Origin of the sequence: Streptomyces hyderabadensis (genome assembly GCF_020404845.1) — a bacterium.
GTDB classification, from domain to species: Bacteria; Actinomycetota; Actinomycetes; order Streptomycetales; family Streptomycetaceae; genus Streptomyces; species Streptomyces hyderabadensis.
In genome coordinates this window covers 21,434-39,416 of the sequence record NZ_JAIOJZ010000002.1, presented here as the reverse complement: position 1 = coordinate 39,416, position 17,983 = coordinate 21,434, and the positions used below count along the sequence as shown (strand labels likewise).

14 protein-coding genes are annotated in these 17,983 nt (G+C 71.2%); 2 read left to right on the top strand and 12 right to left on the bottom strand.

Annotation, left to right across the window (positions count from 1 at the left end):
- Positions 1-38 precede the first annotated feature (38 nt).
- Positions 39-1,856 (bottom strand): glutamine--fructose-6-phosphate transaminase (isomerizing), encoded by a 1,818-nt coding sequence (gene glmS, locus K7854_RS02420; protein WP_226024669.1) that lies wholly within the window; start codon positions 1,854-1,856, stop codon positions 39-41.
- A 51-nt stretch (positions 1,857-1,907) separates the two neighbouring features.
- A complete protein-coding gene (locus tag K7854_RS02415) occupies positions 1,908-2,165 on the bottom strand; it encodes a hypothetical protein (protein WP_003976012.1) in 258 nt (85 codons plus the stop codon).
- Positions 2,166-2,330: 165 nt separating this feature from the next.
- Between K7854_RS02415 and K7854_RS02410 the strand changes: the two genes are divergently transcribed.
- The gene (locus tag K7854_RS02410) at positions 2,331-3,893 is read left to right on the top strand and encodes a purple acid phosphatase family protein (RefSeq protein WP_226024668.1); all 1,563 of its coding nucleotides are present in this window, start codon (positions 2,331-2,333) and stop codon (positions 3,891-3,893) included.
- 92 nt (positions 3,894-3,985) lie between these two features.
- Here the strand turns inward: K7854_RS02410 and K7854_RS02405 are convergent, their stop codons facing one another.
- Positions 3,986-4,879 carry a DUF4429 domain-containing protein gene (locus K7854_RS02405; RefSeq protein ID WP_226024667.1) on the bottom strand — a complete coding sequence of 298 codons (894 nt, stop codon included), beginning with the start codon at positions 4,877-4,879 and terminating at the stop codon, positions 3,986-3,988.
- Positions 4,880-4,993: 114 nt separating this feature from the next.
- Between K7854_RS02405 and K7854_RS02400 the strand changes: the two genes are divergently transcribed.
- Positions 4,994-6,601, top strand: coding sequence for a beta-N-acetylhexosaminidase (locus K7854_RS02400; protein WP_226024666.1), 1,608 nt, complete (start codon positions 4,994-4,996; stop codon positions 6,599-6,601).
- A gap of 66 nt (positions 6,602-6,667) precedes the next feature.
- Here K7854_RS02400 and desD read toward each other — a convergent pair whose 3' ends face one another.
- The 9 genes from desD to K7854_RS02355 form a co-directional block, all read right to left on the bottom strand.
- Positions 6,668-8,440, bottom strand: a complete 1,773-nt coding sequence (desD, locus tag K7854_RS02395) for an IucA/IucC family protein (protein WP_226024665.1) — start codon at positions 8,438-8,440, stop codon at positions 6,668-6,670.
- Entirely contained in the window at positions 8,437-8,967 is a 531-nt protein-coding gene (locus tag K7854_RS02390; protein WP_226024664.1) for a GNAT family N-acetyltransferase, read from the bottom strand. Before K7854_RS02390 ends, desD begins: the two co-directional genes overlap by 4 nt.
- Entirely contained in the window at positions 8,964-10,244 is a 1,281-nt protein-coding gene (locus tag K7854_RS02385) for a lysine N(6)-hydroxylase/L-ornithine N(5)-oxygenase family protein (RefSeq protein ID WP_226024663.1), read from the bottom strand. The genes K7854_RS02390 and K7854_RS02385 overlap by 4 nt, the downstream gene beginning before the upstream one ends.
- Positions 10,228-11,670, bottom strand: coding sequence for a lysine decarboxylase DesA (gene desA / locus K7854_RS02380; RefSeq protein ID WP_226024662.1), 1,443 nt, complete (start codon positions 11,668-11,670; stop codon positions 10,228-10,230). The genes K7854_RS02385 and desA overlap by 17 nt, the downstream gene beginning before the upstream one ends.
- 145 nt (positions 11,671-11,815) lie before the next feature.
- A complete protein-coding gene (locus K7854_RS02375; RefSeq protein WP_226024661.1) occupies positions 11,816-12,667 on the bottom strand; it encodes a siderophore-interacting protein in 852 nt (283 codons plus the stop codon).
- A gap of 38 nt (positions 12,668-12,705) precedes the next feature.
- Positions 12,706-13,755, bottom strand: coding sequence for a siderophore-binding protein DesE (desE, locus tag K7854_RS02370; RefSeq protein WP_226024660.1), 1,050 nt, complete (start codon positions 13,753-13,755; stop codon positions 12,706-12,708).
- A 128-nt stretch (positions 13,756-13,883) separates the two neighbouring features.
- A complete protein-coding gene (locus K7854_RS02365) occupies positions 13,884-15,044 on the bottom strand; it encodes an acyl-CoA dehydrogenase family protein (RefSeq protein ID WP_226024860.1) in 1,161 nt (386 codons plus the stop codon).
- Between the two features lie 5 nt (positions 15,045-15,049).
- Positions 15,050-15,997, bottom strand: coding sequence for a hydroxymethylglutaryl-CoA lyase (locus tag K7854_RS02360; protein ID WP_226024659.1), 948 nt, complete (start codon positions 15,995-15,997; stop codon positions 15,050-15,052).
- Positions 15,994-17,949 (bottom strand): acetyl-CoA carboxylase biotin carboxylase subunit, encoded by a 1,956-nt coding sequence (locus tag K7854_RS02355; RefSeq protein WP_226024859.1) that lies wholly within the window; start codon positions 17,947-17,949, stop codon positions 15,994-15,996. Before K7854_RS02355 ends, K7854_RS02360 begins: the two co-directional genes overlap by 4 nt.
- Between the last annotated feature and the right edge of the window lie 34 nt (positions 17,950-17,983).

The window sequence follows — 17,983 nt, the reverse complement described above, 5'->3', positions numbered from 1 at the left end:
CCGACGGGCCGCGAACGACCGGGCCGCGAAGGGCTGGGCTACTCCACCGTCACCGACTTGGCGAGGTTGCGGGGCTTGTCGATGTCCCGGCCCAGCGCCAGGGCCGTGTGGTAGGCGAGGAGCTGGAGCGGGATGCCCATCAGGATCGGGTCCAGCTCGTCCTCGTTCTTCGGGACGACGATCGTGTGGTCGGCCTTCTCCTGCTCCTGGTGGGCGACGGCGAGGATCTGGCCGCTGCGGGCCTTGATCTCCTCCATGGCCGCGCGGTTCTTCTCCAGCAGATCGTCGTCCGGCACGATCGCGACCGTCGGCAGGGCGGGCTCGATCAGGGCGAGCGGGCCGTGCTTCAGCTCGGAGGCCGGGTAGGCCTCGGCGTGGATGTAGGAGACCTCCTTGAGCTTCAGCGAGGCCTCGCGGGCGACCGGGTAGCCGCGGACCCGGCCGATGAAGAGCATCGAGCGGGCCTCGGCGTACTGCGCCGAGAGCTTCTTGATCTCCTCCTCCTGCTTCAGCATCTCCTCGATCTGCGCCGGCAGCTTGCGCAGGCCCTCGATGATCCGCTTGCCGTCGCGCACCGAGAGGTCGCGGGTGCGGCCCAGGTGCAGGGCGAGCAGCGCGAAGGCGACGCAGGTGTTGGTGAAGCACTTGGTGGACACGACGCAGACCTCGGGGCCGGCGTGCACGTACATGCCGCCGTCGGCCTCGCGGGCGATCGCCGAGCCGACCACGTTGACGATGCCGAGGACGCGGGCGCCCTTGCGCTTCAGCTCCTGCACGGCCGCCAGCACGTCGTACGTCTCGCCGGACTGGGAGACGGCGATGTACAGGGTGTCGGGGTCGACGACCGCGTTGCGGTAGCGGAACTCGGAGGCGGGCTCGGCGTCCGCGGGGATGCGGGCCAGCTCCTCGATCATCTGGGCGCCGATCTGGCCCGCGTGGTACGAGGTGCCGCAGCCCAGGATCTTCACCCGGCGCACGGCGCGGGCGTCGCGGGCGTCCAGGTTGAGGCCGCCGAGGTGCACGGTGGAGAAGCGGTCGTCGATCCGGCCGCGCAGCACGCGGTCCACGGCCTCGGCCTGCTCGTGGATCTCCTTGTGCATGTAGGTGTCGTGGCCGCCCATGTCGTAGGAGGCGGCCTCCCACTCCACGGTGGTGGGCTCGGACGTGGTGCGGGTGCCCTCGGTGGTGTAGGTGCGGAAGTCGTCGGCCTTGAGGGTGGCCATCTCGCCGTCGTCGAGCGTGACTATCTGCCGGGTGTGGGCGACCAGCGCCGCGATGTCCGAGGCGACGAACATCTCCTTCTCGCCGATGCCGAGGACGACCGGCGAGCCGTTGCGGGCGACGACGATGCGCTCGGGGAAGTCGGCGTGCATCACGGCGATGCCGTAGGTGCCCTCGATGACGCGGAGGGTCTCGCGGACCTTGTCCTCCAGCTTCTCCGCCTCGGAGCGGGCGATGAGGTGGACCAGGACCTCGGTGTCGGTCTCGGAGAGGAACTCGACGCCGTCCGCCTCCAGCTTGCGGCGCAGGTCGGCGGCGTTGTCGATGATGCCGTTGTGGACGACGGCGACCTTGTTGTCGGCCGACATGTGCGGGTGGGCGTTCACGTCGGAGGGGGCGCCGTGGGTGGCCCAGCGGGTGTGGGCGATACCGGTGGTGCCCTTGAAGCGCGCCGGGACCCTGGCCTCCAGGTCGCGCACCCGGCCCTTGGCCTTGACCATCCTGAGGCCGGCCGCCTTCGGGGAGGTGACGACGATGCCCGCCGAGTCGTAGCCGCGGTACTCCAGGCGCTGCAGGCCCTCCAGGAGCAGGGGTGCGACGTCACGCTTGCCGATGTATCCGACGATTCCGCACATGTATCCGTAAACCTCGTGTCTCTCTTCGGCCTCTCGGCCGTGGCCGGCCTCTCAGCCGTAGACGATGCGGCGCAGCTGACGGAGCGACAGCTCCGGGGGTGCGACCGCCCGGTATTTCAGTTCCGCCTCGATCCGCTCGAAGATCGTCGCGTTCACCAGGCCCTGGGCCTGCAGCTCGCGGTGGCGGCGACGGACGTACTCCTCGGTCGTCTCGTCGAAGTAGGCGAGCACGTCCTGGACCACGCGCAGCGCCTCGCCCCGGCTCAGCGGGGTGGACCGCGTCAGATGATCAACGAGTTCGTCGTGCACCCGGTAGATCCTGGGGTAAGGGAGGTCGCTACGCAAGAATCCTGCCCGATCTCGGGCAGATGACTGTTGAAACTCTCATGAGGGGCTGTTCGCGGCCTGTCCATCTGGCGTCCGGAATCTCGTTGCCTGAGGAGACGAGTTTCAGACGCCATGGACATTCCTCGCATGGGCGTTCCCGAAGCGCTGGCCGACCGCATGAGCATGGCCGAGCAGCACGAGTACCTGCGCGCCAGATTCTCCCGGCGCACGATGATCAGGGGCGGCGCGGTCACGCTCGGCGCCGTCGCGGGTGGCGTGTTCGTGCCGGGCGCCACCGCCCGGGCCGCCACCCCGAACCGGCGGCCCGGCGGGACCGACACGGTCGACGGCGCCCTGGTCGCCCCCTTCGGCCGCCACCTCGCCTACGGCAACGACCCGCGGACCGAGATGACCGTCTCCTGGCAGGTCCCGGTCGCGGTGACCAAGCCCTTCATCCGCATCGGCACCCACCCCTGGGACCTCTCCCACAAGATCGACGCCGAGCCGCGCCCGCTGCACACCCCGGCCGGCGTCGGCGCGAGCGGCGACCACACGCAGTACTACCTGCACGCCAGGCTGACCCGGCTCAAGCCCGGCCGCACCTACTACTACGGGGTCGGCCACGCCGGCTTCGACCCGGCCGAGCCCCACCTCGCGGGCACCCTCGGCACCTTCACCACCGCGCCCGCGCGCTCCGAGCCGTTCACCTTCACCGCCTTCGGTGACCAGGGCGTCAGCTACCACGGCCTCGCCAACGACGCCCTGATCCTGGCCCAGAACCCGGCCTTCCACCTGCACGCCGGCGACATCGCCTACGGCGACCCGGCCGGACAGGGCAAGACCTCCGACACCGGCTTCGACTCACGGGTGTGGGACCAGTTCCTGTACCAGACCGAGTCGGTCGCCAAGCAGGTCCCGTGGATGGTGGCGTACGGCAACCACGACATGGAAGCCTGGTACTCGCCCAACGGCTACGGCGGCGAGCAGGCCCGCTGGCAACTGCCCGACAACGGCCCCGACGCCGACCACCTCCCCGGGGTCTACTCCTTCGTGCACGGCAACACCGCCGTCATCTCCCTCGACGCCAACGACATCTCCTTCGAGATCCCCGCGAACCTGGGCATCTCCGGCGGCACCCAGACCCGTTGGCTGGAGCGGCAGCTCAAGAAGTACCGGGCCGACCGGGACATCGACTTCGTCGTCGTCTTCTTCCACCACTGCGCCTACTGCACCTCCACCGCGCACGCCTCCGAGGGCGGCGTCCGCGACGAGTGGGTGCCGCTGTTCGAGAAGTACACCGTCGACCTGGTGATCAACGGGCACAACCACGTCTACGAGCGCACCGACGTCATCAAGGGCGGCGAGGTCGCCAAGGAGCTGCCGATCGGCGGCACCGCCCACCCCGAGTCCGACGGCGTCGTCTACGTCACGGCGGGCGCGGCCGGCAAGAGCCTGTACGCGTTCAGCGCCGAGCAGAGCTACCAGGGCCACGAGAAGGACGTCGAGTCGGTGTCCTCCTTCGTGTGCGTCGACGGCGGGCGGCAGAGCGAGGACGTCGCCTGGTCCCGGGTCCGCTACCTCGACTACTCCTTCCTGCGCGTGGACGTGACGCCCGCCTCCCGGGGCCGGCTGGCGACCCTGAAGGTGCGGGGCATCGCGGAGACCGGGGAGACGGTCGACCACTTCACGGTGGCACGCCGGGCCCGGTAGGCGGCGCCGGGTTGGCGGGAAGCGCGGCGCCGGGCCGACGGGGAGCGCGGCGCCGGGCCGGCGGGACGTGCGGCGCCGGCTCGGACGGCCGGTCACATCCGCTTCAGCACCGCCTGCTTCGCCAGGGCGAACTCCTCGTCCGTCAGCACCCCGGAACGGTGCAGTTCGCCCAGCTCGCGCAGCCGGCGCAGCAGCGCGTCGTGGTCGTCCTCGGCGGCCGGCGCGGGGGCCGGAGCCGGGGCCGGCGAGTCCTCCGCCGCGCGGGCGTCCTCCGGGGCCGGGCGGGCGGCCGGGTGCGGCAGGCGGGCCTGGACGGCCGCGGCCACCAGGGCCATCAGCGGGTCCTTCTTGAAGCCCCACAGCTCCACGGCGTTGGGGTCGTACTTCGGCGGCACCTTGCTCGGCGCCGCCCGCACGGTGAACCGGAGGTGGCCGTTCTCCAGGCCGACCGACGGCTGCCACTGAACGGCGGTGATGTCGGCGAGGGGGAGGGTGCGCGGTCCCGCGGCCGACTTGGCGTCCTCCGCCTGCCACTTCCACTCCAGCCGCACCCGCTCCCCGTCGAAGCTCGCGATCCCGTCCCCCGCCGACACCGACAGCGGTACCGAGGGGCCGGGCAGCAGATAGGCGTCCACCGGTCCGGACGGCACCTGGTCGAGGAGCAGCGCGTTGCGCACCTCCTCCACGAAGTACTCGGCCACCCCGTACCGGTCGGACTCCACCAGGAGCTGGTACGGGTCGTGCGGCTCGGTCAGCCGGCCGCCCGTCGCGTGCAGCAACGGGTCGGCACCGTCCCGCAGCCGCAGCTTGAGCCGCCCCGACTTCTTCCCCTGCTCGAACGATATGCCCGCCAACGCCGCAAGCGGCACGAGCAGTTCACCCAGTTCCCTGCGGAGCAGACTGACGTTCTTGTCCCGCCCGGGTGTCAGCCGCAGGGCGTCGCCGTCGAAGACCCACGTTCCGTCCTTCTGGATGATTTCCGCCATGCGGGGATTGTTTCATCGCCGCCCGCGGCGGTGATGGTGCGGGAGAGTGGGTCGTACCCGTCCCCAACCCCCGTACCCGAACCCCTGATTGCACGCCTCGCGAAGGGAGCGCACGTGAGACCTCGTCGACGGCACCACAGAACGACTCCCCGCATCACCCGGCTGCTGGGATCGCTGCTGCTGGTGGCGGGGGTCGGCGCCATGACCACCGGCGCCGCCCCGGTCCGCAAGACGGCCGCCGAACCGACCCCCCTGGACCGGGTGATCCCGGCCCCGGCCTCGGTCGAACCCGGCGGCGCCCCGTACCGCATCACCCGCGGCACCCACATCCGCGTGGACGACTCGCGCGAGGCCCGCCGCGTCGGCGACTACCTCGCGGACCTCCTGCGGCCCGCCACCGGCTACCGGCTCCCCGTCACCTCCCACGGCCACGGCGGCATACGACTGCGCCTGGCCGAGGGCCCGTACGGCGACGAGGGCTACCGCCTCGACAGCGGGCCCTCGGGCGTCACCATCACCGCCCGCGGGGCCGCCGGGCTCTTCCACGGCGTCCAGACCCTGCGTCAGCTGCTGCCCGCCGCCGTCGAGAAGGACTCCGTCCAGCCCGGCCCCTGGCTGGTCGCGGGCGGCACCATCGAGGACACCCCGCGCTACGCCTGGCGCGGCGTCATGCTCGACGTCTCCCGGCACTTCTTCAGCGTCGACGAGGTCAAGCGCTACATCGACCGCGTCGCCCTCTACAAGTACAACAAGCTCCACCTGCACATCAGCGACGACCAGGGCTGGCGCCTCGCCATCGACTCCTGGCCGCGCCTGGCCACCTACGGCGGCTCCACCGAGGTCGGCGGCGGCCCCGGCGGCTACTACACCAAGGCGGACTACCAGGAGATCGTCCGCTACGCGGCCTCCCGCCACCTGGAGGTCGTGCCCGAGATCGACATGCCCGGCCACACCAACGCCGCCCTCGCCTCCTACGCCGAGCTGAACTGCGACGGCGTGGCACCCCCGCTCTACACCGGCACCAAGGTCGGATTCAGCTCGCTGTGCGTGGACAAGGACGTCACCTACGACTTCGTGGACGACGTCCTCGGCGAACTCGCCGCGCTCACCCCCGGCCGCTACCTGCACATCGGCGGCGACGAGGCGCACTCCACGCCGAAGGCCGACTTCGTGACGTTCATGAAGCGGGTGCAGCCGGTCGTCGGCAAGTACGGCAAGACAGTGATCGGCTGGCACCAGCTGGCCGGCGCCGAGCCGGTCGAGGGCGCGCTCGTCCAGTACTGGGGCCTGGACCGCACCAGCGAGGCGGAGAAGGCCGAGGTCGCCGAGGCCGCCAGGAACGGCACCGGGCTGATCCTCTCCCCGGCCGACCGGACGTACCTGGACATGAAGTACACCAAGGACACCCCGCTCGGCCTGTCCTGGGCGGGCTACGTCGAGGTGCAGCGGTCCTACGACTGGGACCCGGCGGCCTATCTGCCGGGCGTCCCGGCCGAGGCGGTGCGCGGGGTCGAGGCCCCGCTGTGGACGGAGACCCTGTCCGACCCGGACCAGCTGGACTTCATGGCCTTCCCGAGGCTGCCGGGCGTCGCCGAGCTGGGCTGGTCCCCGGCGTCGACGCACGACTGGGACACCTACAAGGTGCGGCTCGCCGAACAGGCACCGCGCTGGGAGGCGATGGGGATCGACTACTACCGCTCGCCGCAGGTGCCCTGGACCTGACCGACGGCACGGCGGGCACCCCAAAGGACCGTCTCCGGGGTGCCCGCCCGTCCGCGGGGCCGGTGGCTACCGGCCTGCCAGGGGGTTCTTCAGGTTCCCGACGAGCTGGAGCGCGCCGGACGGGTCGGCGAGGTCCACCATCTGCCGGTTGTCGCGCAGCTGGAGCCGGTTGAGGCAGGACAGCGCGAACTCGGGCGCGAACATGTCGTACCGCTCGAACTTCTCGGCCAGCTCCGGCACCGATCCCTGGTACTCCCGGGTGACCTCGGCGACCGTCCGCCAGAAGGAGTCCTCCTCCAGGATCCCCTCGTCCGCGAGGTTCGCGGCGAGGAAGCGGAAGAAGCAGTCGAAGACGTCCGTGAAGATCGACAGCAGCTTCTTGTCGTCCGGCACGTCCACCGCGATGCGGGCGACCTCCGGCGGCAGCACCGCGTCCGGGTCCATCACCGCGATCTCCTCGGCGATGTCCTTGTAGACCGCGCGCCGCACCACCCCGTCCGCCAGGACCAGGATCACGTTCTCGCCGTGCGGCATGTACACCAGGTCGTAGGCGTAGAAGCTGTGCAGCAGCGGGACGTAGTAGGCCCGCAGGTAGTGCCGCAGCCACTCGGTGGGCGTGAGCCCCGAACGCTCGATCAGCGCGCCCGCGAAGGAGGCGCCCTCGTGGTCGACGTGGACCAGGGAGGCCATGGTGGCGAGCGTCTCGCCCTCCTGGAGGGACGGCACCGGGCTCTCCCGCCACAGCGCCGCCAGCATCTTGCGGTACGGCGAGTAGCGGTCGGTGGCCTGCTCGTACTCCAGGTGCCGGTAGCCGACGGCCGCCCGCTCCCGGATGATGCTCAGGCCCGTCGCCTTCAGCACCGGGTCGCCCTCGATCAGCCGGGCGAGCCAGTCGTTGATGGCCGGGGTGGCCTCCATGTACGCCGCCGACAGCCCGCGCATGAAGCCCATGTTGAGGACGGACAGGGCCGTCTTCACATAGTGCTTCTCCGGGTGCGAGGCGTTGAAGAAGGTGCGGATGGACTGCTGGGCCAGGTACTCGTCGTCGCCCTCGCCCAGGCACACCAGGTGCCCGCGGGCGACCTCGGCGGCGAAGGTGACGGTGAGCTTGTTCCACCACTGCCAGGGGTGCACCGGGATGAGCAGGTAGTCGGCCGGGTCCAGGCCGCGCTGGCGCAGCACGCCGTGGAACCGGTCGACGGTGGCCGCGCCCAGCTCGTCCCGGACGAAGGACTCGTACTCGATGCCCACGCCCGCGGTGAACGCGGCCCGCGAGCGGTGCGCGGCCAGCCACACCAGCCGGACCGGGCTCGCGGTCTCGGGCGCGTACGACAGGTACTCGTGGATGCCGAAGCCGAGCCGCCCGTTGTTGGCGACGAAGCACGGGTGGCCCTCGGTCATGCCGGTCTCGACGGCCTGGAAGTCGCCGCGGGCCAGCTCGGCGGAGGTGAGCTGCGGCTTGGTCAGCTTGTAGCAGGTGCCGGAGAGGGTGGAGGAGATCTCCTCCAGGTAGACCGGGAGGATCTCGTCGCTCAGGCCGAGCGACTCCTTCAGCTCGATGAAGAAGTCCAGCGCGGCGAGCGGGAGCTGCGCGCCGTCTCGGTGGCGGGTGATCGAGGCGGCGTCCACCTGCCAGTGGTCCAGGGCGCGGACGGTGGCGGTGAAGCGGTACTCGGTCTTGCCGTCGTCGGAGCGGACGGCGTACGTGTCCCCGGTGGTCGCATCCGGCGTGATCAGCCGCTCGTGGGCGAACTCGGCCAGCGCCTTGCGGACCAGGAGGCGGTTGGCCCGCTCCCAGCGCTCCGGGCTCAGGTGGGCGACGGCGTCGGCGAGGCTCATGCCGGCACCCCCGTCGCGGCGAGGAACTGTGCCCGGGTGCAGAAGCTCAGCAGCGCCCTCTTCTCCGGCTTCTGGATCTCGCGCTCCGCCACGAAGCCGACGGCCTCGTTCAGCGCGTGGACGGCCTTGTTGTGGACGTCGGGTTCGACGACCACCCGCCGGGTCGCCGGGTCCTCGAAGAGGTGCGCCATGACGGCGGTGATGACGGAGCGGGTGAAGCCGTGCACCGGCTTGTCCGTCGGCGGCGTGAGGAAGTGCATGCCGACGTCCCCGGGCTGCGGCTCGTACAAGCCCGCCAGTTCACGGTGGGCGGGGTCGTACTTCTCCATCAGGAAGGCGGGCTCGCCGTCCTTCAGGCCGAGCAGGGCGTGGTGGTGCTCGTCGGCGGCCACCTCCATGTACGCGCGCTCGACCTCCTCCAGTTTCGCGTCCTGCATCATCCAGAAGGCGGCCTTGGGGTGGGTGACCCAGGTGTGCAGGAGCTCGGCGTCCTTCAGCGGGTCGAGGGGGCGGAACGTGAAGGTCATACGGAGAACTCCTGGAACGCGATGGTCTTCTCGACCGGGTAGTACTCGGTGCCGAGCAGCTCCCGGATGATGCAGCTGTTGCGGTAGGCGCCCATACCCAGGTCGGGGCTGGTGATGCTGTGCGTGTGGACGCCGGCGTTCTGCAGGAAGACGCCTCGTCCGGTGACGTCGACGGCGTAGTTGCGGCCGACGTCGAAGCTGCCGTGGGAGTCGTACACCAGCCGGTCGCGGACGGGCTTCAGGAACTCCGGCTCGGCGTACTTGTAGCCGGTGGCGAGGACCAGGCCCTCGGTCTCGATCTCGAAGTCCTTGCCCTGCTCCTCCTGGCGGAAGCCGAGCGTGTAGGTGCCGTCCGCGTACCGTGCCCCGGTCAGCGCCGAGTTGGTGAGCAGGCGGGTGGGGACCGGGCCGGCGAGCCTCTTTCGGTAGAGGAGGTCGAAGATGTCGTTGATCAGGTCGCCGTCGATGCCCTTGAAGAGGCCCTTCTGCTCGGCCGTGAGGCGGTAGCGGGTGTCCTCGGGCAGCGCGTGGTAGTAGTCCACGTACTCCGGGGACGTCATCTCCAGGGTGAGCTTGGTGTATTCGAGGGGGAAGAAGCGCGGGGAGCGGGTGACCCAGTTGAGCTGGTAGCCGTGGACGTCGATCTCGCTCAGCAGGTCCTGGTAGATCTCGGCGGCGGACTGGCCGCTGCCGACCAGCGTGATCGACTTCTTCTTCACCAGCTCCGCCCGCTGCTGCACGTACCGGGAGTTGTGCAGGAAGTCGCCGGCCAGGCCCCGGCAGGCGTCCGGGATGTGCGGCGGGGTGCCGGTGCCGAGGACGAGGCGGCGGGCGCGGTAGGTGTCGCCGGAGGTGGTGGCGACGGCGTACAGCTCCTCCCGCTCGTCGTAGGTGACCTCGGTGACCGTGGTGGAGAAGCGGACGCTGCTCAGCTGGTGCGCGGCCCAGCGGCAGTAGTGGTCGTACTCGACGCGCAGGGGGTAGAAGTTCTCCCGGATGTAGAAGGAGTACAGCCGCCCCTGCTCCTTGAGGTAGTTGAGGAAGGAGTACGGCGAGGTCGGGTCGGCGAGCGTGACCAGGTCCGACATGAACGGGGTCTGGAGGTGGGCGCCGTCCAGGAACATCCCGGCGTGCCACTCGAAGTCCGGCTTGGACTCCAGGAAGACGCCGTTCAGCTCGGCGATGGGCTCGGTGAGGCAGGCCAGGCCGAGGTTGAAGGGGCCGAGGCCGATCCCCACGAAGTCGTACGGGGCGCTGGCTTCAGGAAGCGCGGTCAAGGGAGTCTCCCAGGTACTGCTCGGCGTGGCCGGCGATCAGGTCGAGGACGGCGGCCATGTCGGCCGTGGTCGTCTCGGGGTTGAGCAGGGTGAACTTCAGGTAGTGGCGTCCGGCCACCTTGGTGCCCGCGACCACGGCGTCCCCGGAGGCGAACAGGGCCTTGCGGGCGTAGAGGTTGGCGCGGTCGATCTCGGCGGGGTCGGTGACGGCCGCCGGGATGTAGCGGAATACCAGGGTGGAGAGGCTGGGCCGGACGACCACGTCGAAGCGGGGGTCGGCGGCGAGCAGTTTCCAGCCCTCGGCGGCCAGGTCGCACACCTCGTCGAAGAGCTGTCCGATGCCGTCGGCGCCCATCACGCGCAGCGTCATCCACAGCTTGAGCGCGTCGAAGCGGCGGGTGGTCTGGAGGGACTTGTCCACCTGGTTGGGGATACGTTCCTGCACCATGCGCCGCGGGTTGAGGTAGTCCGCGTGGTAGGTGGCGTGGCGCAGGGTGGCCGCGTCCCGGACCAGCACGGCGGAGGAGCTCACCGGCTGGAAGAAGGACTTGTGGTAGTCCACGGTGACCGAGTCGGCCCGTTCGATGCCGTCGATGCGGTCCCGGTACTTCAGGGAGGCGAGCAGTCCGCAGCCGTAGGCCGCGTCCACGTGCAGCCACACGCCGTACTGCTCGCACAGTCCGGCGATCTCGGGCAGCGGATCGATGGAGCCGAAGTCGGTGGTGCCGCCGGTGGCGACGACGGCCATGGGGACCAGGCCGCCCTTCGCGCAGCGCTCCAGCTCGCGGGCGAGGGCGACGGTCTGCATGCGCTTGTCGTGGTCGACGGGGACCGACACGACGGCGTCGGGGCCGAGGCCGAGCAGTTTCGCGGACTTCTTGACGCTGAAGTGGCTGACCTCGGAGGCGAAGATCCGCAAGGAGGCGAAGTCCTCGGCCTTCGCCTCCTCGCGGGCAAGCAGCAGCGCCTGGAGGTTGGACTGGGTGCCGCCGGAGGTGAACACGCCGTCGGCCGCCGGGCCGAGGCCGATCCGGGCGCAGGTCCAGTCGATGAGCTTGCGCTCGATCAGGGTGCCGCCGGCCGACTGGTCCCAGGTGTCCAGCGAGGAGTTGACGGCGGACAGGACCGCCTCGCCGAGCAGCGCCGGTATGACGACCGGGCAGTTGAGGTGGGCGAGGTAGCGGGGGTGGTGGAAGTAGACGGCGTCGCGGAGGTAGACGTCCTCCAGCTCGTCGAGGACCGCGGCCGTGTCGTGCAGCGGCTCGTCGAGGTCGATCTCGTCGATGCGGGGGGAGAGGGCGTCGACCGTGACGCCGGTGAACGGGCGGTCGGTGGTGGCGATTTTGGCGGCCACCCGCTCGACTCCTTCGGTCACCGAGCGGCGGTACTCCTCCGCGGTGGCGTCGTTGAGCAGGTGCGAGCGCATGTGGGGGTCCTCCGGTGGGGACGGTCCGAGAGGGGCGGGGAGGGCGGAGCCCTCGGTTCAACTTAGGTGAGCCTAACCTAAGTCGAGCCGATCAAACGCGTGCCTGTGGGTGACCGCTGTCACTGTGGCCCCACGGGGCCGGACGTCAGCCCTGCTCGCGGAGTTGTTCCTCCGTCAGGCCGCGACGCCAGTAGCCGACGAAGGTGACGCGGCGCCGGTCGATGCCGCGCTCGCCCACGAAGTGCCGCCGCAGCCGCTTGACGCACCCGGACTCGCCCGCGATCCAGACGTAGGGGTGCTCGGCGGTGGGGAGCCGGGCCTCTCGGACGGCGTCGAGGGCCGCCTCGGGGCCGTCCCCGACCAGCCAGGTGACCTCGGCGTCCGCGGCCGTGCCGAGGTCCTGCACGTCGTCGGTGTGCGGCACCTTCAGCCAGACCCGGGCGCGGGTGCCGGCCGGCAGCGACTCCACGATCGCGCAGGCGGCCGGTACGGCGGTCTCGTCGCCCCAGATCACCACCAGGTCGGTGTCCTTGGGCGGCCGGAAGCGGATCGCCCGGTTGTCGGCGACCGCGGGGCCGAGCAGCAGCACGCGGTCGCCGGGGGCGGCGTCGGCGGCCCAGCGGGCGGCGGGGCCCGCCTGGACCGGTGAGCCGGGGCCGACGCCGTGCAGCACGAAGTCGACGTCGATCTCGGCGGTGTGCCCGTCGGTGTCGCGGCGCAGCGCCCGCAGCGTGTACGAGCGCATCACCGCCCGCACGTCGTCCGGGAGTTCACGCCACCCCTGCCACCAGCCGTCGCCCAGCTCGACGGGGACCGCGGGCTCCGCCTGCCCCGGGTGCGGCAGGAACAGCGACAGCGACTGGTCGAGGCCGTCGGAGTGGAAGGCGGCCAGGTCGGGCCCGGCGAAGGTGACCCGGGCCAGGGACGGGCCGAGCCGCCTCGTCCGTACGACCTGGAGGGCGAAGAAACGGAACGGGGCGGCCACGGCCGTCGTCATGGAGTGCTCCGGAGTCAGAGGGGGCACCGGCGGGAAGGTCAGCCGACCTTCTTGGCGTTCTCGATCGCCTCGGCCAGGTTGTCCAGCAGGGGCGTGCACTTGTCGTAGGACAGGATCGGCTCGGGGGAGCGAGCGATGACCTGGCCGGCCTTGACCGCGGGGAGCTGCTTCCAGGTGCCCTCGGTGATGTCCGCGGGCTGGATGGTCGAGGCGCGGTCGTCCATGATGATGACGTCGGCCGGGTACTTGTCGACGTTCTCCCAGCTCAGGGACTCGAACCAGCCACCGGTCGCCTTCTTGGCCGCCTCGGAGGGCTCGACGAAGTTCACGCCGAGGGCCTTGAAGTACTCCAGGTCCACCGAGAGGTTGGTGCCGGAGACGTAGAACAGGTCGGGGCTCGCGGAGCCGGCCAGCACCCGGATCTCCGGCTTCGCCTTGGCGGCGGCGCGCAGCCGGGCGGCGGCCTTGTCGAAGGCCGCCTTGGCGTCGGTGACCTTCTTGGCCTTCATGTCCGCGCCGAGCGACTCGGCCAGCTCCCACATCCGCTGCAGCGGCTGGGTGAGCTGGCGGTCGAAGACCGAGATCGCGACGCTCGGGGCGAGCTTGGCGATCTTGTCCTTCGACTCCTCCGGGACGGACCAGAGGGTGCCCGCGGTGTCGAACGTCGTGGTGATGAGCACCTGCGGGGCGAGGGAGGCGTACTTCTCGACGTTGAGCTTGCCCCACTCGTTGCCGAGGACGGTGACCTTGTCCACGTCCAGGTCGCCGGCCTGCACGTCGGGCTTGCCGTCCTTGGTGGTGGTGGGCCCGAAGACGCCCTTGACCTGGACGCCGTAGTCGAAGAGGGCGGCGGCGACGCCGGTGAAGGCGACGATGTTCGTCGGCACCTCGTCCAGCTTCACGGTCGTGCCGCGGTCGTCCTTGAAGGACCAGGGGCCGGACTTGGCGGCGCCGCCCGACCCGTCGCCCGAGCCGCCGCTCTTGCCGTCGTCGTCGCCGCAGGCCGCGAGCACGGCGCCGAGGCCGAGGGCACCGCCGGCGGCGAGGATTCCGCGGCGGGTCGGGTGGGTGGCACTGGCGTTGGACATGGTGGTGGCTGCCTTCGAACGGTGCGGAGCGTCGTGCCCTGCGGAACAATTCGAAGGTAGGTTAGCCTAACCTCAGGTTCTGTCCAGGGGCGGGGGCGTGCGCACCCCGCCCCCGCGGCGTCCGAGCCTCAGCTCACCAGCCCCAACTCCCGTGCGATCAGCATCCGCTGGACCTCGCTGGTGCCCTCGCCGATCTCCAGGATCTTCGCGTCCCGCCACATGCGGGCCACCGGGTACTCGTTCATGAAACCGTAGCCGCCGTGGATCTGGGTGGCGTCCCGGGCGTTGTCCACCGCGACCGTCGAGGAGTACAGCTTCGCCAGCGCCGCCTCCTTCTTGAACGGCTCGCCCGCCACCAGGCGCGAGGCCGCGTCCCGCCAGGCCAGGCGGGACGTGTGGGCCTTCATCTCCATGTCGGCGATCTTGAACTGGATGGCCTGGTTGGCGCCGATCGGCTTGCCGAAGGCGTGACGTTCCTTCGCGTAGGCGACCGACTCGTCCACACAGCCCTGCGCGAGCCCGGTGCCCAGCGCGGCGATGGCGACCCGGCCCTCGTCCAGGATGCGCAGGAACTGCGCGTAGCCGCGTCCCAGCTCGCCCAGCAGGTTCGCGGCCGGGACCCGGACGTCGGAGAAGGACAGCTCACGGGTGTCCGAGGCGTTCCAGCCGACCTTCGAGTACGGGGCGGCCACCGTGAAGCCCGGGGTGCCCGACGGGACGATGATCGAGGAGATCAGGGGTTTGCCGTCGGGCTTGCGGCCGGTGACCGCGGTGACCGTGACGAGGCCGGTGACGTCCGTGCCGGAGTTGGTGATGAAGCACTTGGTGCCGTTGATCACCCACTCGTTCGTCGCCTCGTCCAGGCGTGCCGTGGTGCGGGTCGCGCCCGCGTCGCTGCCGCCGTCCGGCTCGGTGAGGCCGAACGCGCCCAGGATCTCGCCCGAGCAGAGGCGGGGCAGCCACTCGCGCTTCTGCTCCTCGGTGCCGAACAGGTGGATCGGCATCGCGCCCAGCGAGACGCCCGCCTCCAGCGTGATCGCCACCGAGGAGTCGACCCGGGCCAGCTCCTCCAGGGCCACGCCGAGCGCGAAGTAGTCACCGCCCATGCCGCCGTACTCCTCGGGGAACGGCAGCCCGAACAGGCCCATGCGGCCCATCTCGCGGACGATCTCGTACGGGAACTCGTGCCGCTCGTAGAAGTCGCCGATCTTCGGCGCCACCACGTCGTGCGCGAACTGTTCGACCGTGCGGCGCAGTTCTTCCAGTTCGGCAGAGAGCTTGTGGTCCATGGTGTTCACGACTCCTGGTGGGAGAGGGCTCGAACGGTGCGGGACGGGCTGGGTCGGCCCAGGTGTGCGGCCATCCAGACGCTTGTGGCGACGAGACGGTCCAGATCGACCCCGGTGTCGATGCCGAGGCCCCGCAGCATCCACACGAGGTCTTCGGTGGCGAGATTGCCGGTGGCGGACTTGGCGAAGGGGCAGCCGCCGAGACCGCCGGCGGAGGCGTCGACCGTGGTGACGCCCCGCTGGAGCGCGGCCAGCGTGTTGGCCAGGGCCTGGCCGTAGGTGTCGTGGAAGTGCACGCCCAGCGCGGACACCGGCACGCCCGCCTCGGCCAGCGCGGCGAGCAGCGCCGTCACCTGGCCCGGGGTCGCCACCCCGATGGTGTCGCCCAGGCTCAGCTCGTCGCAGCCCAGGTCCAGCAGGGCCCGGCAGACCCGCACCACCTGGGCGACCGGGACCGGGCCCTCCCAGGGGTCGCCGAAGCACATGGAGAGGTAGCCGCGGACATGGACGTCGCTCGCCTTCGCCCGGGACACCACCGGCTCGAACATGGCCAGCGACTCGTCCACCGTGCGGTTGAGGTTGGCCTTGGCGAAGGACTCCGTGGCGCTGGCGAAGACCGCGACGCGGCGCGCGCCGAGCGCCAGGGCCCGGTCCAGGCCGCGTTCGTTCGGCACCAGCACCGGCAGCGACACCGGCAGGCCGGAGATCTGCGGGTACAGCTCCTCGGCGTCCGCCAGTTGGGGGACCCACTTGGGGTGGACGAAGCTCGTGGCCTCGACGGTGGCCAGACCCGTGCCGGCCAGCCGGCGGATGAACTCAGCCTTGACGGCCGTGGGAACGGTCGCCTTCTCGTTCTGCAGCCCGTCGCGCGCGCCGACCTCGTGGATGCGGACGCCGGCGGGCAGGCCCTCGGCCGGTACGGGCATCGGGAGGCCCAGTTCCGGGGCGTTCATGCCGTCTCCTCCTTCGCGTCCGTCGCGTCGTCGGCGGGCGTGATGACCGCGAGCACCTGGTCCATGGCGACCGTGGTGCCCGGCGCCACGTCCAGCTCGGCGACGGTGCCCGCGTGCGGGGCGGAGACGACGTGCTCCATCTTCATCGCCTCCACCACCAGCAGGCTCTGGCCCGCGCTCACCGCGTCGCCGACGGCGACCTTCACCACCGTCACCGTGCCCGGCATCGGCGCGGTCAGCGAGTCGGCGCCCGCGTGGGCGGCCCGGTCGAGGGAGGCGGCGACCGGGTCGTGGTCGCGCACCTGCCAGGCGTCGCCGTCGCGGCCGAGCCAGTCGGCGGCGCGGTGGAAGGTGTGCCGGACGCCGTCCAGGGTGACGCAGACGCGGTCGTCGGTGACGGTATGGGTGCCGCGCGGGGTGCGCGTGACGGGTTCGAGTCCCGGCGCACGCAGCGGGAAGGCGACCGGTTTGGGCTCGCCCCCGGTGCGCCAGCCGCTGGGCACCGAGAACGGGTCCGTCCAGCCGTCGCCGCGCGGACGCAGCGCCTCCAGCCGTACGGCCGCCGCCGCCTCGTAGACCTCCTCCGGTACGTCCGTGGCGACCAGGCCGTCGACCTCCCGCTCCACCAGCCCCGTGTCCAGCTCGCCCGCCACCACCGCCGGGTGCGCGAGGAGCCGCCGCAGGAACCCGGCGTTGGTCTGCACGCCCAGGGTGACCGTCCCGGCCAGCGCCGCCCGGAGCCTGCGCAGCGCGGTCTCCCGGTCGGGGCCGTACGCGATCACCTTGGACAGCATCGGGTCGTACAGGCTGCCCACCTCGGTGCCCTCGCTGAGCCCCGAGTCGGTGCGCACACCGTCGCCCTCGGGTTCACGCAGCCGCAGCACCGTGCCGCCGGACGGGAGGAAGCCGCGCGCGGGGTCCTCCGCGCACAGCCGGGCCTCGATCGCGTGCCCGGTCAGCCGTACGTCCTCCTGAGCGAACCCGAGCGGCTCACCGGCCGCCACCCGCAGCTGCCACTCCACCAGGTCCAGGCCGGTCACCAGCTCGGTCACCGGGTGCTCGACCTGGAGCCGGGTGTTCATCTCCATGAAGTAGTACTGGGAGGGGTCGCTCCCGGGCACGATGAACTCCACCGTGCCCGCGCCCCGGTAGCCGCAGGAGCGGGCCGCCTGCACGGCCGCCTCGCCCATCGCCGCCCGGGTCGCCTCGTCGAGCAGGACGCTCGGCGCCTCCTCGATCACCTTCTGGTGCCGGCGCTGGAGCGAGCACTCGCGCTCGCCCAGGTGCACCACGTTCCCGTGGCCGTCGGCCAGCACCTGGATCTCGATGTGCCGGGGACGGTCGATCCACCGCTCCACCAGCAGCGTGTCGTCGCCGAAGGAGGCGCGGGCCTCACGGCGCGCGGCGGCGATCTCGTCGGCCAGCACGGCCTCGTCCCGCACCAGCCGCATGCCCTTGCCGCCGCCGCCCGCCGAGGGCTTGAGCAGCACCGGGGTGCCGATCTCGCGGGCGGCGTCGGCGAGCTGCTCGTCGGTCAGCCCGCTGCCGCTGGAGCCGGGGACGACCGGGACCCCGGCCGCCCGCACCGTCTCCTTGGCCCGGATCTTGTCGCCCATCAGGGCGATCGCGTCGGCGGACGGCCCGACGAAGACCAGCCCCGCCTCCTCGCAGGCCCGCGCGAAACCCGCGTTCTCGGCGAGGAAGCCGTACCCCGGGTGGACGGCCTGCGCGCCGGTGCGGGCGGCGGCCTCCAGCAGCCGCTCGACGGACAGGTAGCTCTCCGTCGCCGGTGCCGGGCCGATCCGTACCGCCTCGTCGGCCTCCCGCACGTGCCGCGCGTCCGCGTCGGCGTCGGAGAAGACCGCCACCGAGCGCACGCCCATCGCGCGCAGCGTCCGGATGACGCGGACGGCGATCTCGCCGCGGTTGGCGACGAGCACGGTGTCGAACATGCGTGGTGTTCCGTTCGTGTTCTCCATGGGTCCC

What these genes read in the sequence shown, in the direction of transcription:
- desA (WP_226024662.1), bottom strand. Translation starts at nt 11,670, where the DNA reads ATGCGCTCGCACCTGCTCAACGACGCCACCGCGGAGGAGTACCGCCGC.
- K7854_RS02375 (WP_226024661.1), bottom strand. Translation starts at nt 12,667, where the DNA reads ATGACGACGGCCGTGGCCGCCCCGTTCCGTTTCTTCGCCCTCCAGGTC.
- K7854_RS02390 (WP_226024664.1), bottom strand. Translation starts at nt 8,967, where the DNA reads ATGACCTTCACGTTCCGCCCCCTCGACCCGCTGAAGGACGCCGAGCTC.
- K7854_RS02355 (WP_226024859.1), bottom strand. Translation starts at nt 17,949, where the DNA reads ATGTTCGACACCGTGCTCGTCGCCAACCGCGGCGAGATCGCCGTCCGC.
- K7854_RS02410 (WP_226024668.1), top strand. Translation starts at nt 2,331, where the DNA reads ATGGGCGTTCCCGAAGCGCTGGCCGACCGCATGAGCATGGCCGAGCAG.
- desE (WP_226024660.1), bottom strand. Translation starts at nt 13,755, where the DNA reads ATGTCCAACGCCAGTGCCACCCACCCGACCCGCCGCGGAATCCTCGCC.
- desD (WP_226024665.1), bottom strand. Translation starts at nt 8,440, where the DNA reads ATGAGCCTCGCCGACGCCGTCGCCCACCTGAGCCCGGAGCGCTGGGAG.
- glmS (WP_226024669.1), bottom strand. Translation starts at nt 1,856, where the DNA reads ATGTGCGGAATCGTCGGATACATCGGCAAGCGTGACGTCGCACCCCTG.
- K7854_RS02365 (WP_226024860.1), bottom strand. Translation starts at nt 15,044, where the DNA reads ATGGACCACAAGCTCTCTGCCGAACTGGAAGAACTGCGCCGCACGGTC.
- K7854_RS02405 (WP_226024667.1), bottom strand. Translation starts at nt 4,879, where the DNA reads ATGGCGGAAATCATCCAGAAGGACGGAACGTGGGTCTTCGACGGCGAC.
- K7854_RS02360 (WP_226024659.1), bottom strand. Translation starts at nt 15,997, where the DNA reads ATGAACGCCCCGGAACTGGGCCTCCCGATGCCCGTACCGGCCGAGGGC.